This window comes from Azospirillum halopraeferens DSM 3675 (assembly GCF_000429625.1).
GTDB lineage: Bacteria > Pseudomonadota > Alphaproteobacteria > Azospirillales > Azospirillaceae > Azospirillum > Azospirillum halopraeferens.
This window is the reverse complement of record NZ_AUCF01000004.1, coordinates 459,074-473,242: the sequence shown is the minus strand read 5'-3', so window position 1 is coordinate 473,242 and position 14,169 is coordinate 459,074. Positions and strand designations below refer to the sequence as shown.

The window sequence follows — 14,169 nt, the reverse complement described above, 5'->3', positions numbered from 1 at the left end:
GGGCTCCGTCACGCCATCTCCTCGGCGTAGTGGCAGGCGACGAGGCGCTCGTCGACCGGCCGCAGCGCCGGAACGTCGACCGCGCAGTTCTCGCGTGCAGCGGGGCAGCGCTTGTGGAACGGGCAGCCCGGCGGCGGGTTCAGGGGCGACGGCAGCTCTCCTTTGGGCACGATGCGCTCGGCCCGCTCCGCCGCCCTGACGCGCGGAGTCGCGGCCAGCAGAATGCGGGTGTAGGGGTGGCGCGGGCGGGCGAAGACCACGTCCTTGGGCCCGTGCTCCACCGGACGCCCCAGATACATGACCATCACCGCGTCGGCGATGTGGCGCACCACGCTGAGGTCGTGGGAGATGAAGAGGTAGGCGAGGTTCAGCTCCTCCTGAAGGTCCATCATCAGGTTGAGCACCTGCGCCTGGATCGAGATGTCCAGGGCCGACACCGGCTCGTCCGCCACCACCACGCGGGGGTTCAGCATCAGGGCGCGGGCGATGGCGATGCGCTGGCGCTGGCCGCCGGAGAACATGTGCGGGTAGCGGTCGATCTGGTCGGACCGCAGCCCCACCTTCGCCATCATGGCCAGCGCCCGCTCCCGCCGCTCGGCACGACTCGCCTTGGTGTTGATGACCAGCGGTTCGCCGAGGATGGCGTTCACGGTCTTGCGCGGGTTGAGGGAGCCGTAGGGATTCTGGAACACCATCTGGACGGTGCGCCGCAGTTCCTTCAGCTCGGCCCGGCTGTGCCCGGCAACGTCGCGGCCGTCGTAGAACAGGTGCCCGGCGCTGGGCGGCTCGATCAATGTGACCGCGCGGGCCAGCGTCGACTTGCCGCAGCCGGACTCGCCGACCACCGCCAGGGTGCGCCCGGCCGGCAGTTGGAACGAGACGCCGTCCAGCGCCCGCACCGTCGCCGCCCCCCGCAGGAAGCCGCGGCTGACGGAATAGCGCTTCTCAAGCCCGCGGGCTTCCAGAACGATGGCTTCGTCGGTCACGGCGTCACCTCCCGGTGGGCGGGCAGCGGGAAGAAACAGCGGGTGGCGCCGGTGTCGTCCGGCTCCAGCTCCGGGCGCAGGCCGCAGCAGCGCGTCGCGGTGAAGCGGCAGCGCGGGTTGAACAGGCAGCCCCCCGGCCGGTCGGCGATGCCGGGAACCACGCCGGGGATGGTCGGCAGGCGCCGCCGCCCGACGGCCCGCTCCGGCAGGGCGTCCAGCAGGGCGGCGGTATAAGGGTGGCGGGGCCGCTCGAACAGGTCGGCGGCGGGCCGCGTCTCCACCACCTGGCCGGCGTACATGACGGCGACGCGCCGGGCGGTTTCCGCCACCACCCCCATGTCGTGGGTGATGAGGATCAGGGCCATGCCGCGCTCGCGCTGGAGACGGGCCAGAAGGTCCAGGATCTGCTTCTGGATGGTGACGTCCAGCGCGGTCGTCGGCTCGTCGGCGATCAGCAGGCGCGGGTTGCAGGCGATGGCCATGGCGATCATCACCCGCTGGTTCATGCCGCCCGAAAGCTGGTGCGGGAAGGCGCGCAGCCGGCTTTCCGGCGCGGGGATGCCGACCTGGTCCAGCAGCTCCACCGTGCGGTCGCGCAGCGCCCGTCCCGTCAGCCCCTCGTGCACCTTCAGCGCCTCCATGATCTGGAAGCCCACGGTGAAGCACGGGTTGAGGGAGGTCATCGGCTCCTGGAACACCATGGCGATGTCCTTGCCGACGATGCGGCGGCGCTCGCTGCCGCTGATCGACCGCAGGTCGCGGCCGGCGAAGCTCAGGCGGTCGGCGACGACGCGGCCGGGCTCGGGGATCAGCCCCATGACGGCCAGCGACGTCACCGACTTGCCCGACCCGGACTCGCCGACGATGCCGACGACCTCGCCCTCGTCCACGGTGAGGTCGATGCCGTCCACGGCGCGGAAGGTGCCGGCGCGGGTCGTGAACTCGACCGACAGGTTGCGGATGTCGAGAAGGGCCATGGCGGCTACCGCTTCAGCTTCGGGTCCAGCGCGTCGCGCAGCCCGTCGCCCAACAGGTTGAAGGCAAGCACGGTGACCAGGATCGCCACGCCCGGCCAGGTGACCACCCAAGGGGCGCGCTGCAGGAATTGCAGCGACGAGGCGAGCATGGTTCCCCATTCCGGCGTCGGCGGCTGCGCCCCCAGGCCCAGGAAGCCCAGGGCGGCGGCGTCGAGGATGGCGGTGGAGAAACCCAGCGTCGCCTGCACGATCAGCGGCGCCATGCAGTTGGGCAGGATGGTGACCAGCATCAGCCGCAGCGGTCCGGCGCCGGCCACGCGCGAGGCGATCACATAGTCCTTCGACACCTCGGCCAGCACGGCGGCGCGGATCAGGCGGGCGTAGTGCGGCACCACCACGATGGCCACCGACAGCATGGCGTTGAACAGGCCCGGCCCCAGGATGGCCGCGACCACCACCGCCAGCAGCAGGCTGGGCATGGCCAGCATGATGTCGATCAGGCGCATGATGGCGACGTCGACGACACCGCCGAAGAAGCCGGACACCATGCCCAGCGTCAGCCCCACCGCCAGCGACAGCGTCACCACGATCAGGCCGACCAGCATCGACAGGCGCGCCCCGTGGATGACGCGGGACAGGATGTCGCGGCCGATGTCGTCGGTGCCCAGGACGTAGCTCCAGCTCCCGCCGTCGTGCCAGACGGGCGGCTGAAGGATGGCGGCGCGGTTCTGGACGAGGGGATCGTGGGGGGCGATCCACGGCGCCAGCACCGCCACCGTGGCGATGATCAGGATGACGGCAAGGCCGGCGACGGCGCCCTTGTTGCGCCGGAAATGATACCAGAATTCCACCAGCGGCCGGGGCGGCCGGGAGGCGTCCGCCGGCCCGCCGGGAATGGCGCGCACGTCCATGCTCATGTCACACCTATCGCGCGTGCCGGATGCGGGGGTTCAGCACCCCGTACAGCAGGTCGACCAGCAGGTTCACCGCGATCACCGTGGTGGCGATCAGCAGGATGCCGCCCTGGAGCGCCGGGTAGTCGCGCCGGTTGATGGATTCCACCAGCCATTTGCCGATGCCGGGCCAGGAGAAGATCGTCTCGGTCAGAATGGCGCCACCCAGCAGCGTGCCCGCCTGCAAGCCGATGACCGTGACCACGGGGATCAGGGCGTTGCGCAGGGCGTGCAGGCCGATCACCCGCTTCTCGCGCAGGCCCTTGGCGCGGGCGGTGCGGATGTAGTCCTCGCCCAGCACCTCCAGCATGGCGGAGCGCGTCATGCGCGCGATCACCGCCAGCGGAATCGTGCCCAGCACCACCGCCGGCAGCACCAGATGGCGCAGGGCGGAGCGGAAGGCGTCGGTATCGCCGGCCAGCAGCGTGTCGATCAGCATGAAGCCGGTCTCCGGCTCCACGTAATACAGCAGGTCGAGGCGCCCCGATACCGGCGTCCAGCCGAGGTTGACCGAGAACAGCAGGATCAGCAGCAGGCCCCACCAGAAGATTGGCATGGAATAGCCGGTCAGGCTCAGCCCCATCACGGTGTGGTCGACCACGCTGCCCCGCCGCACCGCCGCCAGCACGCCGGCCGGCAGCCCGACAACGACGGCGAACAGGATGGCGGCGGCCGCCAGTTCGATGGTGGCGGGGAAGAGCGACAGGAACTCGTCGATGACGGCGTTGCGGGTGACCAGGGACACGCCGAAGTCGCCGGTCAGCACGTTGCCGAGGTAATCGGCGTACTGCTTCCACAGGGGCTGGTCCAGCCCCATGGCGTGGCGCAGTTCGGCCAGCCGTTCGGGGGCGATGCCGCGCTCGCCCACGCGCACCTCGATGGGGTCGCCGGGCACCAGCCGGATCAGAAAGAAGGCAAGCACGGTGATGCCGAGGAACGTCGGCACCACCAGACCCGCCCGGGTCAGCAGAAATCGCAGCATCGGGGGATACGGTATCGGAAACGGAAGGCGGATCGCCGCCGCCCCGCAGCGGGGCGGCGGCGGCACCTTACTCCTTCATGTCCACGCCGTGGAAGCGGTGGATGCCGAACGGGTCCATCTTGTAGCCGACGACCTTCGGGCTCAGCGCCATGTGGACCAGGGAATGGGCGACCGGCAGCCAGGGCGCCTCCTCCTTGAAGATCACCTGAGCCTGCTGGTACAGCTTGGTGCGCGCGGCGATGTCGGTGGTCCGCTTGGCCTGCAGGACGAGGTTGTTGAATTCCTCGTTGCACCATTTCGCGACGTTGGAGCCGCCGGCCCGCGCCGCCTCGCAGCCCAGCAGGACGTGCAGGAAGTTGTCGGGATCGCCGTTGTCGCCGGTCCAGCCGAACAGGGCGGTCTGGTGGTCGCCCTGCTGCAGGCGCTTGCGGTACTCACCCCACTCCATGGTGACGATCTTCGCCCGCACGCCGACCTTGGCCAGGTCGGCCTGGATCATCTCCGCCATGCGCTTGGCGTTGGGGTTGTAGGGCCGCTGCACCGGCATCGCCCACAGGTCGGTCTCGAAGCCGTTGGGGAATCCGGCCTCGGCCAGCAGACGCTTCGCCTTCTCGGGATCGTAGGGATAGTCCTGGATGGTGTCGTTGTAGGACCACATGGTCGGCGGGATCGGGTTCTTGGCCGGCTTGCCCGCCCCCTGGAACACCGCCTCGATGATCGCCTTCTTGTCCACCGCCATGTTCAGGGCACGGCGCACGCGGACGTCGTCGTAGGGCGCCTTCGTGGTGTTGAAGGCGAAGTAGCCGACGTTCAGCCCCTCCTGCTCCATCACCGTGATGGCGGGATCCTGCTGCATGGCCGCGATGTCGGCGGGGTTCGGATAAGGCACCACATGGCACTCGCCCGCCTTCAGCTTGGCGTAGCGGACGGCGGCATCGGGGGTGATGGCGAACACCAGGTTGTCGATGGGCTGCTTGCCGTCCCAATACTGCTCGAACGCCTTGTAGCGGATCACCGCATCCTTCTGGTAGGCGACGAACTGGAACGGGCCGGTGCCGATCGGGGCGTGATCCAGACGCTCCGGCGTGCCCTTCTTCAGCAGGGCGTCAGCGTACTCGGCCGAGAAGATCGCCGCGAACGGCATGGCCAGGTTGGCGATGAAGGGCGCCTCGACCGTGTTCAGCGTGATGCGGATCGTCAGGTCATCGACCTTTTCGATCGACTTCAGCAGCTCCGGCATGGCCATGTCGTTGAAATAATCGTACTCGCCGCCGGAGACGGCGTGGTACGGGTGGTCCTTCAGCCACATGCGGTTGAAGGAAAAGAGCACGTCGTCGGCGTTGAAGTCACGGCTCGGGCTGAAATCCCTCCCGGCGTGGAACTTGACACCGGACCGCAGCTTGAAAGTATAGACAAGGCCGTCGTCGGACACCGTCCAGGATTCCGCCAGGGCGGGAATCACCTTGGTGCCGCCGCGCTCGAACTGCACCAGGTTGTTGTAGACCGGCAGAGCCACGTCGAAGCTGGTGCCCGTCGTGTTCATCTGCGGATTGAAATTCTCCGGGCTGCCCTCCGAGCAGTAGACCAGCGTCTTGGCCGCGTTCGCCGGGGCGGCCATCACCATGGCCGCAACCAACCCCAGCCCGGCACCCAGAAGGATGCGCTTCATTCCCAAAAGCCTCCCGCAATCCGGTTGCTTGAATCGCCGCACGCACCATCGCGCCGCAGCTAAGACTCTGATCCCATTAGGCGCGCGCCACCCATGCGAGTCAATCCGGTTCGCACGCCCCTGCCCCTGCCGCAGGGCACCTCACCGAAGGCGAGCCCTGCGTCCGGCGCGGGGCCCGTCTGTTCCGGCAGCCTGCCGTGCCCGCGCCCGGACGTGATAAGGTCACGCGTCCTTCCGTTTTTTCCCCTTGTCCCGGATGACCATGACCGCAGCCCCGCACCGGGGCCCCTATGCCGGCTATGCGCTGTTCTTCCTCGCTTCCGCCTTCATGGCCTCCAACGTGGTGCTCGGCCGTGCCGCGGCCGATACGGTTCCGCCGGTGGGGCTGGCCTTCTGGCGCTGGCTGGTGGCGTTCGCGCTGATTCTGCCCTTCGCCCTGCCCGGCCTGCGCGAACACCGTCGGAACCTGCTGGCGGACTGGCGCCGGCTGCTGGTGCTGGGGGCGCTGGGCATGGGCGTGTGCGGCGCCTTCGTCTATGTCGGGCTGGAGCGGACGACGGCGACCAACGCCGGCCTGATCTACGCGTCCAGCCCGGTGCTGATCCTGCTGATCGCGGCGGTGACGACGGGCGAACGGGTGCGGCCCGTGCAGGTCGCGGGCATCGCGCTGGCCATGGCGGGTGTGCTGACGATCCTGGCACGGGGCGATCCCGGCGTGCTGCTGGGCCTGTCGTTCAACACCGGCGACGTGTGGATCCTGGCCGCCGCCACGGCCTGGGCGGTTTACACCATCCTGCTGCGGCGTTCGCGCACGCCCTTTCCGGTGGTCACCCTGTTCGCCGCCAACGCCCTGTCCGGCGTGCTGATCCTGGCCCCGTTCTACGCCTGGGAAACCCTGTCCGGCCGCCCCGTGGTGCCGACGGCGGAGGCCGCCCTCAGCGTGCTCGGCGTGGCGGTGATCGCGTCGGTCCTGGCCTTCCTAACCTACCAGATGACCATCGCCCGCATCGGTCCGGCGCGGGCGGGAACCACGCTGTACGTGATGCCCCTGTGGGCGGCGCTGCTGGCCTGGGCGACGCTGGGCGAGACGTTGCAGAGCTTCCACCTCGCCGGGGCCGCCCTGATCCTGCCCGGTGTGCTGATGGCGACGCGCCCGGCGCGCTGAGCACCGTTGCGCCCGCCGGCGGGTTGGGCTTAAGTCGCGCCATGCCCCACCGCCGCCCAACCGCCTCCGTCATCCTGTGCGCCGACGATTACGGGCTGGCCCCCGGCGTCGGCGTCGCCATCCGCGACCTGATCGGGCGGGGCCGGCTGACGGCAACGTCCTGCATGACCGTCTGCCCCTTCTGGCCGGAGGAGGCGGAGCGGCTGAAGCCGCTGGCCGGGCTGGCCGACGTCGGGCTGCACCTGACGCTGACCGACCAGGCGCCGCTGGGCCCGATGCCGGTGCTGGCGCCGCGGGGCCGACTGCCGCCGCTGGCGGTGCTGATGCGCCGGGCGTTCGCCGGCCGGCTCGACGCGGCGGAGATCGCGGCCGAGGTCGACCGCCAGGTCGCCGCCTTCACCGCCGCCTTCGGCGCCCCACCCGCCTACATCGACGGGCACCAGCACGTCCACCAGCTTCCCGTGGTGCGGGAGGCGGTGGTGGCGGCCCTGGCCCGCCTGCCCGGCGCCTATGTGCGCCTGTGCCGGGAGCCCCGCACGGCGGTGGTACGCCGCGGCGTGGCGGTGGCGAAGACGCTGCTGATCTCGGAACTGGGCGGCGGTCTGGCGGCCCTGGCGCGCGCCGCGGGCATTCCCGCCAACGATGGTTTCCGCGGCGTCTACGATTTCGGCGGGCGCGCCGGCCTGGCGGAGCTGATGCCGCGGTTCCTGGATCGTCCGCAGGGCCGCACCCTGGTCATGGTGCATCCCGGCATCCCCGACGACGCCCTGCGCGCCGCCGACACCCTGGTCGAGCCGCGGGCCGCGGAGTACGACTATCTCGGCGGTTCCGCGTTCGGTGCGCTGCTGGACGGGGCGGGCATCCGGCCGGCACGGTTCGCCTGACAGCCGGTCCCCCGGCCCCTCGTACGGTCGGCAATTGATCACTTCCATCAATTGCCGACCATAAAACCCGGCAGATCAATGCCTTGGCATTGATCGAGAGGATGATACCGGCGGCATCCTTCAGATGCCGCCGGTATCATCCCACGCGCGATGCCTCCTCCAGGCGGGCGTCCTCCTGGATGCGGCGGCATTCCCGGTCGCGCAGCTTGTAGCGCTGGATCTTGCCCGTCTCGGTGCGCGGCAACGCCTCCAGGAACTCCACCGCGCGGGGGTACTTGTAGGGGGCGATGCGGCGCTTGACGAACTCCTGCAGGTCCTCGGTCAGGCCGGGGCCCGGATGCACGCCGTGGCGGATGACCACGAACGCCTTCGGGATGGTGCCGCGCATGGGGTCCGGTGCGGCGACGACGGCGCATTCCTCCACCGCGTCGTGGTGGAGCAGCACGTCCTCGATCTCCAGGCCGGAGATCTTGTAGCCGCCCGACACGATCAGGTCGTCGGTGCGGCCGTGGTACCAGAAATACCCGTCCTCATCCATGTGGAAGGCGTCGCCGGTGAGATTCCAGCCGTCCTGGACGTAGGCGCGCTGGCGCGGGTCGTCGAGGTAGCGGCAGCCGGTGGGGCCGCGCACCGCCAGGCGTCCGATCTGGCCGGCCGGCACGGGGTGTCCGTCCTCGTCGACCACCCGGCATTCATAGCCGGCGACCGGCTTGCCGGTGGCGCCGGGGCGGACGGCGTCCGGCGGCGTGGCGAGGACGCAGTTGAGCATCTCCGTGGTGCCCAGCGTGTCCAGGATGGTCAGGCCGGTGAACCGGTACCAGGCGTCGAAGGCGGTCACCGGCAGCGGCTCGCCGGCGGAGATGCAGGCGCGCAGCGACGCGAAGCTGGCGGCTTCCAGCGTTCCCTCGTCCAGGCGCGCCAGCATGGCGCGGTAGACGGTGGGAACGGTGAAACACAGGGTGGCCCGGTGGCGGACGATGGCGGTGGCCAGCCGCTCCGGCGTCGGACGGTCCAGCAGCACCGTCGCCGCCCCCACCCGCAGCGGGAACAGCAGCAGCCCGCCCAGCCCGTAGGCGAAGGCGATGGAGGGCGTGCCGCAGAACACGTCGTCGCCGGTGGTGGACAGTTGCGACCGCGGCGACAGGTCGGCCACGGCCAGAAGGTCGCGGTGGAAATGGGCGGTGGCTTTGGGGTGCCCGGTGGTGCCGGACGTGAAGGCGATCACCGCCACGTCGTCGGCCGCGGTGTCCACCGCGGTGAAGCCCGGCTCCTTGGCGGCGATGCGCGCCTCCAGCCCCTGCGGGTCGTCGGCGCGGTTGAACGGCACCACGGTCAGCGGCCCGTTCACGTCCTCCGCCGCCCGCTCCATGTCCTCCAGATAGGCGCCGTCACACAGGGCGATGCGGATCCTGACGCGGTCGACGATGAACGCCAGCTCGGCCGAGCGCAGCAGCGGCATGGTCGCCACCGCGATGCCGCCGGCCTTGATTACGGCCAGCCAGCACGCCGCCAGCATCGGCGTGTTGGGGCCGCGCAGCAGCACCCGGTTGCCGGGAACCAGCCCGTGATCCTCGGTGAGCAGCCGGGCGATGCGGTCCACCGTGTCGGCCAGGCGGGCGTAGCTCCAGTCCCCGTCCCGGTGCAGCAGGCAGGGACGCTCGCCGCGTCCCGCGGCAATCCAGGTGTCCACCAACTCGGCCGCCGCATTGAGACGGGCGGGGTAGCTGATCTCCGGCCGGTTCAGGAGAAACTCCGGCCACAGCCCCGACGGCGGCAGCCGGTCGCGGGCGAAGGTGTCGATATGTGCGGTCCCGACCATCCTGTCACTCCTCCCCGACGCCGGCCCGAGCGGAGCGCTTGAGGCGATCCAGCAGCGCCAGCAGCGCCGCCATCTCCTCCCGCCCCAGCCCCTTGAAGAGGTCTGTAAGCCAGCGTTCATGCGACTGCGCCATGGCGCGGTAAGCGTCTGCCCCTTCGGGCGTGAGACGGACGTACCCGGTGCGGCGATCGTTGGGGGCGGTGCGGCGCACCGCCAGCCCGTCGCGCACCAGACGCTCGACGATTCCCGTCACGTTTCCGTTGGTGACCATCAGACGTTTCGACAACTCACCCATCGTCAGCCCCCCTTCGGGAGCCTTGTCCAAAATCGCCATCACATCGAAGCGGGCCGGCGTGACGCCATGCGCCGCGTTGAGGCGACTGCGCAATCGTGCATTGACGATCCCCGTGGTCGCCTGCAAGCGCAACCACAGCCTGACTTCCGCCGGGGCCGCCAGATCGGCCGCAGCCTCGACATCGACCGGAACGCCGTCGGGCGCGGCGGCCATTTCGTCGGTCACAGCACTGACGGCTGCTTTCACCGATTGTCTCCATTTCGCCCGAAATCGGGCGTCCAACCCTGAAGACAGCCTACAGGTTGGGCAGGGTGGCGGGGAAGGACCGGCCCATGCGCCCAGCGAATGGTGGGATGGCCATCAATCGACGTTTCCGGAGGGGCTCGGTGCAAAAGTGGTAGAACAAGCCCTTTACGCGCTGCCAAGGTACAGGTCGATCTCGTCCTGCTCCATGACATGCGCCGTGCCATGGATGATTCCGTTTGCCACCTGAATGATCCGATGGATCATCTGTACGGACTGCTGACAATCCAGACGCAGCCGCTCGGGATCGCCACCGTCCATGTTGGCGGCGATGCGGTCCAGCGTGTGGTGGACCACCTGGTTCATCTGCTGGATGGTGTCCTCGAACGGCCGGCGGAATTTCGACGGCACATGCTCGTACGCCTCGATGGCGAGGTCGCGGTCGGAAAAGCCGCTGTTGCGGAAATGCTCCTGATACGACTTGGGTTGCCAGGCCCGGCAGTCCTCCAGCATGTCCGGCATGTCCGGGATCATCTCGATCAACATGACGATTTCGTTGAAGTGATTGAGATAATCGGTCGCCAGCAGGGTCTTGTCCGAGATGTTCGTTCCCCGTACCCGCTGCCGCCATTCCCGGAAATCGTCCAGCTCCCGCGGCGGGACGCCGTCGGTGAGCACCTGTTCCTGATCGTTCTCGTCCATTGCCGAGCCGGCACTCCTCCCGGGGCGCCGCGATCTGGCGGCGGATGGCGGCCACTCTACGCGGGGAAGCCGACGCGTGTCACCAGGGATCCCGGAGCAAAACCGGAGACCAAAAAAAGGGCCGTCGGCAAAGCCGACGGCGCCCGAGTGACTGGCGGTTCAGGGAGGAATCACACCATTGCCCGTCACAACACGCCCAATGCCCGATTGTTCCGCGCCGGCATCCCCGTTGTTGCGCAGCGGCGCGACGCGGGTCCCGCCGGCGGCCACGGGAGACCGCGCCCCTTAGGGGTAACACGGCGAGCCTATCTCCAGTAAACCGGTCGAACTCCCCACGAAACTCCCCAGATAATGCCTTATCCCCGGTTCCATTGTGCACGGGGAAAGCCGACATTCGTCCGCAGACATGGCTGAGGCGGGGCCGTTGCCCCGCCCCTGAGGAGAACGGGGAAGAACATGGAGGAACGCACCCGGCACCTGATGGCCCAGCTGCCCTACCTGCGCCGATACGCCCGGGCGCTGGCGGGCTCTCCGGCCGACGGCGACGCCCTGGTGACGCGTGCCCTGGAGTGGTACCTCGACCGGGAGGGAGAGGACGCCGGGGAGCACGGCGGAACGGTGCCGTTGCGCATGACGCTGTACCGTCACCTCAACACCCTGCAGGATGACCGCGACGCGCCCGCTGCGACCTCCGCCCACCCGGTGGAGGCGGCGCTCGGTGCCCTGGGGGAGACCGACCGCAGGCTGTACCTGCTCGTCAACCTCGAGGATCTCGCCGCCGCCGACGCCGCCGCCGTCCTGGACCTGCCGGCCGGCGAGGGGGTGGAACGGCTGGCGCGGGCGCGTGAAGCGGTGCGGGCGCGCCTGGCCGCGACCATCCTGATCGTCGAGGATGACGCCATCATCGCCTTCGACCTGGCCGAGACCGTGCGTTCCATGGGACACATCGTCTGCGGCACCGCCGCCACCATGGACGAGGCGCTGGGCCTGGCGGCGGAACACACGCCGACCCTGGCCCTGATGGACATCCGGCTGGCCGAAGGCGACAACGGCATCGAAGTGGCGCGCGAGTTGCGCCGCCAGCGCTTCCTGCCGGTCATCTTCGTGACGGCCTTTCCAGAAGACGTGGTCCGGCGGGGGGTGGAGTATCTGGGTCCGGTGATCCCGAAACCCTTCACCCGCGAACAGATCGAACAGGCGATCACCCGCGCCGTGTTTACGCCGGCCCCGGAAGAGGGACGCGCCATGGTGCCCCCGGTCGCCTGATCGGGGCACCGCCTGCGCTCTCGGCAGATCGCCCGCTCAGTGGGCAAATCCGTGAATTGTGCGTTGCAGCAATCGCCTATGAGATAGGCTGCCCCCGGAACGGCGCCGGTGGCAGCCTATTTTTTAGGCAATGACGTCCGCGAATCTGCGTTTTGTTTGATTTAAGGCAATGGCCACCGGCGTGAGCGTGGCCATGATGCCGACGGCACGCCGCATGCCAGCGCATCGCGGAATCCGCCGACAACGCACCGAACGGAGCGGCGGCGGGCACGCCACGGGAAGGGAACGGGACGAATCGGCGGAGCGCTGGCACGGCCTTTGCGTCGAGTCGGCTGCGTACCGCCTCCCCCCTTCCACCCGTGGAGTGTCGTCCATGACCGACGTTGCCGCCGACGCCTTCGCCGCCCACCGTGGTACCATTCCCACCGTCCTGCGCAGCCACCCCCGCGATGCCGCCGGGCGGCTGTCGCTCGCCTCCCAGCGCTATCTGCTGCTGCTGCGTTTCTCGGTGGTCAACGGGGCCGGCTTCGCGCTGCTGGCCGCGGCGTGGGCGGAGGGGTTGATCGATCCGATCATCGCGGCCGACACGACACGCCTGTGCCTGCTGATCTTCCTGGTGTTCCTGGCCGGGCTCGGGCTGTCGGCGGACCGCATCCGGCGCATCAGCCGCGAGATGAACCTGGCCAAGGAGTATGATCCCGCCCTGCCCTCGCGCGCCGCCCGGTATCTGGCGGAGGTTCAGGGGCGCGACTCCGGTGCCCGCGCCATCGCCGCCTCGGCGCTGAAGTTCAAGCTGTCGGCGCGGGTGGGCACGGTCCGCCACATCTCCTCCGCCCTGGTGGTGCTGGGGCTGATCGGCACGGTGATCGGCTTCATCATGGCCCTGTCGGGCGTCGATCCCGAGAACGCCGGCGACGTCGCCGCCATCACGCCGATGGTGTCGAAGCTGATCGAGGGTATGGCCGTCGCCCTCTACACCACGCTGGTCGGCGGGGTCCTGAACATCTGGCTGAACATCAATGCCGCTATGCTGGCCGGCGCCACCGTGAACCTGATCACCGAGATCGTCGCCCTGGGAGAGCGCCATGCAGTCGCTTGACCATTTCGACGAGGACGACGCCGGCACCGTCTTCCGCGACGTCATCACGCTGGCCCTGTGCGGCTTCGTGGCGGTGGTGATCCTGATCCTTCCCCACGTGCGGCCGGAGGCCCGGCAGACCGCCGAGTCCGAGACGGTCGCCCCCGGCAACGTCATGGTTGAGGCGCGCTGGCCCGACGAGCTGGACGCCGACGTCGACCTGTGGGTGCGCGCGCCCGGCGACGTGCCGGTCGGTTACTCCAACAAGGCGGGGGTGATCTTCAACCTGCTGCGCGACGACCTCGGCCGCAACGCCGACCCGACGAAGCTGAACTACGAGGTCACCTACTCGCGCGGCATCCCGCCCGGCGAGTACGTGGTGAACCTTCACCTGTACCGCAACAAGTCGCTGGTCACGCCGGTGCCCGTGACCGTCGTCACCTCGGTCAAGTCACCGACCGGCGACGTGACGCGCCAGATTCTGTCCACCACCGTCGACCTGTCGCGCGAGGGGCAGGAGACGACCGTCTACCGCTTCAAGCTGTCCGAAGCCGGCGCGCTGGAGGAAGGCAGCGTGCACAGCCTGCCGGCGGCCCTGCGCAGTTGGAGGAAAAAGTGATGTCCCAGCTTCTCGAACTCCAGGCGGTCGCCGTGGTTCTGGCCGGCGCGCTCGCCACCATCGCCATCTGGTCGCCGCGCCGGGCCCTGATCAAGACCGCGGCGGTGGTCGTCTCCATCGGCTTCATGCCCGTCGCCTACGCCGGCATGGCCGACCTGCTGAGCAAGCCCAAACCGATCCGGCTGGAATGGTACAACGCCAACGCCGAAGAGGCGCTGGTGCTGGCCGCCCAACTGCGCGAGAAGGAAGGGGTCTACCTCTGGCTTCAGCTCGAAGGTTCGCCGGAGCCGCGCTACTACAAGCTTCCCTGGGACGAGGAGCTGGCCAAGGAATTGCAAAAAGCCATGCAGGATGCGGAGAAAAACAAGTCCGGCCTGGCCATGAAGCTGCCCTTCGAGGACTCCCTGGACACCGACGGCCCGCGCTTCTACCCGCTGCCCCAGCCGAAGATGCCGGACAAGGGCGGCGCCCCCGTCGACCAGCCCATGCAGTACCGGCATCCGGGAATGGACGCCTGACCGGACGCCCTCC

At 69.1% G+C, this 14,169-nt stretch carries 14 protein-coding genes; 6 read left to right on the top strand and 8 right to left on the bottom strand.

Annotation, left to right across the window (positions count from 1 at the left end; translation table 11 throughout):
• Nucleotides 1-8: 8 nt before the first annotated feature.
• The 5 genes from G472_RS0105765 to G472_RS0105745 all read right to left on the bottom strand — a co-directional run bounded on the left by G472_RS0105765 (nt 9) and on the right by G472_RS0105745 (nt 5,567).
• Nucleotides 9-986, bottom strand: a complete 978-nt coding sequence (locus tag G472_RS0105765) for a peptide ABC transporter ATP-binding protein (protein WP_029007608.1) — start codon at nt 984-986, stop codon at nt 9-11.
• Nucleotides 983-1,963, bottom strand: a complete 981-nt coding sequence (locus G472_RS0105760; RefSeq protein ID WP_029007607.1) for an ABC transporter ATP-binding protein — start codon at nt 1,961-1,963, stop codon at nt 983-985. Before G472_RS0105760 ends, G472_RS0105765 begins: the two co-directional genes overlap by 4 nt.
• 5 nt (nt 1,964-1,968) lie before the next feature.
• Nucleotides 1,969-2,880, bottom strand: coding sequence for an ABC transporter permease subunit (locus G472_RS0105755; protein ID WP_051340471.1), 912 nt, complete (start codon nt 2,878-2,880; stop codon nt 1,969-1,971).
• A 7-nt stretch (nt 2,881-2,887) separates the two neighbouring features.
• Nucleotides 2,888-3,898, bottom strand: a complete 1,011-nt coding sequence (locus G472_RS0105750) for an ABC transporter permease subunit (protein WP_029007605.1) — start codon at nt 3,896-3,898, stop codon at nt 2,888-2,890.
• Between the two features lie 67 nt (nt 3,899-3,965).
• Nucleotides 3,966-5,567: an ABC transporter substrate-binding protein gene (locus tag G472_RS0105745; protein ID WP_029007604.1), complete on the bottom strand. Its 1,602-nt coding sequence runs from the start codon at nt 5,565-5,567 to the stop codon at nt 3,966-3,968.
• A 262-nt stretch (nt 5,568-5,829) separates the two neighbouring features.
• Here G472_RS0105745 and G472_RS0105740 point away from each other — a divergent pair, with 262 nt between their 5' ends.
• Together G472_RS0105740 and G472_RS0105735 are read left to right on the top strand one after the other, a co-directional pair.
• The gene (locus tag G472_RS0105740; RefSeq protein WP_245593397.1) at nt 5,830-6,732 is read left to right on the top strand and encodes a DMT family transporter; all 903 of its coding nucleotides are present in this window, start codon (nt 5,830-5,832) and stop codon (nt 6,730-6,732) included.
• A gap of 41 nt (nt 6,733-6,773) precedes the next feature.
• Nucleotides 6,774-7,616: a ChbG/HpnK family deacetylase gene (locus G472_RS0105735; RefSeq protein WP_029007602.1), complete on the top strand. Its 843-nt coding sequence runs from the start codon at nt 6,774-6,776 to the stop codon at nt 7,614-7,616.
• A gap of 136 nt (nt 7,617-7,752) precedes the next feature.
• Here G472_RS0105735 and G472_RS31510 read toward each other — a convergent pair whose 3' ends face one another.
• From G472_RS31510 to G472_RS0105720, 3 genes are all read right to left on the bottom strand, one after another.
• Nucleotides 7,753-9,435 carry a benzoate-CoA ligase family protein gene (locus G472_RS31510; RefSeq protein ID WP_035691106.1) on the bottom strand — a complete coding sequence of 561 codons (1,683 nt, stop codon included), beginning with the start codon at nt 9,433-9,435 and terminating at the stop codon, nt 7,753-7,755.
• Nucleotides 9,436-9,439: 4 nt separating this feature from the next.
• Nucleotides 9,440-9,976, bottom strand: a complete 537-nt coding sequence (locus tag G472_RS0105725; protein ID WP_035691104.1) for a MarR family winged helix-turn-helix transcriptional regulator — start codon at nt 9,974-9,976, stop codon at nt 9,440-9,442.
• A gap of 165 nt (nt 9,977-10,141) precedes the next feature.
• Nucleotides 10,142-10,675, bottom strand: coding sequence for a hypothetical protein (locus G472_RS0105720; protein ID WP_029007600.1), 534 nt, complete (start codon nt 10,673-10,675; stop codon nt 10,142-10,144).
• Nucleotides 10,676-11,131: 456 nt separating this feature from the next.
• Between G472_RS0105720 and G472_RS0105715 the strand changes: the two genes are divergently transcribed.
• The 4 genes from G472_RS0105715 to G472_RS0105695 all read left to right on the top strand — a co-directional run bounded on the left by G472_RS0105715 (nt 11,132) and on the right by G472_RS0105695 (nt 14,156).
• The gene (locus tag G472_RS0105715; RefSeq protein WP_029007599.1) at nt 11,132-11,941 is read left to right on the top strand and encodes a PhyR family response regulator anti-anti-sigma factor; all 810 of its coding nucleotides are present in this window, start codon (nt 11,132-11,134) and stop codon (nt 11,939-11,941) included.
• A gap of 373 nt (nt 11,942-12,314) precedes the next feature.
• A complete protein-coding gene (locus G472_RS40005) occupies nt 12,315-13,040 on the top strand; it encodes a MotA/TolQ/ExbB proton channel family protein (RefSeq protein ID WP_029007598.1) in 726 nt (241 codons plus the stop codon).
• On the top strand, nt 13,027-13,638 hold the full coding sequence (locus G472_RS0105700) for a hypothetical protein (RefSeq protein ID WP_029007597.1): 612 nt from the start codon (nt 13,027-13,029) through the stop codon (nt 13,636-13,638). The genes G472_RS40005 and G472_RS0105700 overlap by 14 nt, the downstream gene beginning before the upstream one ends.
• Complete coding sequence (locus G472_RS0105695) at nt 13,638-14,156, top strand: hypothetical protein (RefSeq protein WP_029007596.1); 519 nt, start codon at nt 13,638-13,640, stop codon at nt 14,154-14,156. The genes G472_RS0105700 and G472_RS0105695 overlap by 1 nt, the downstream gene beginning before the upstream one ends.
• Nucleotides 14,157-14,169 lie beyond the last annotated feature (13 nt).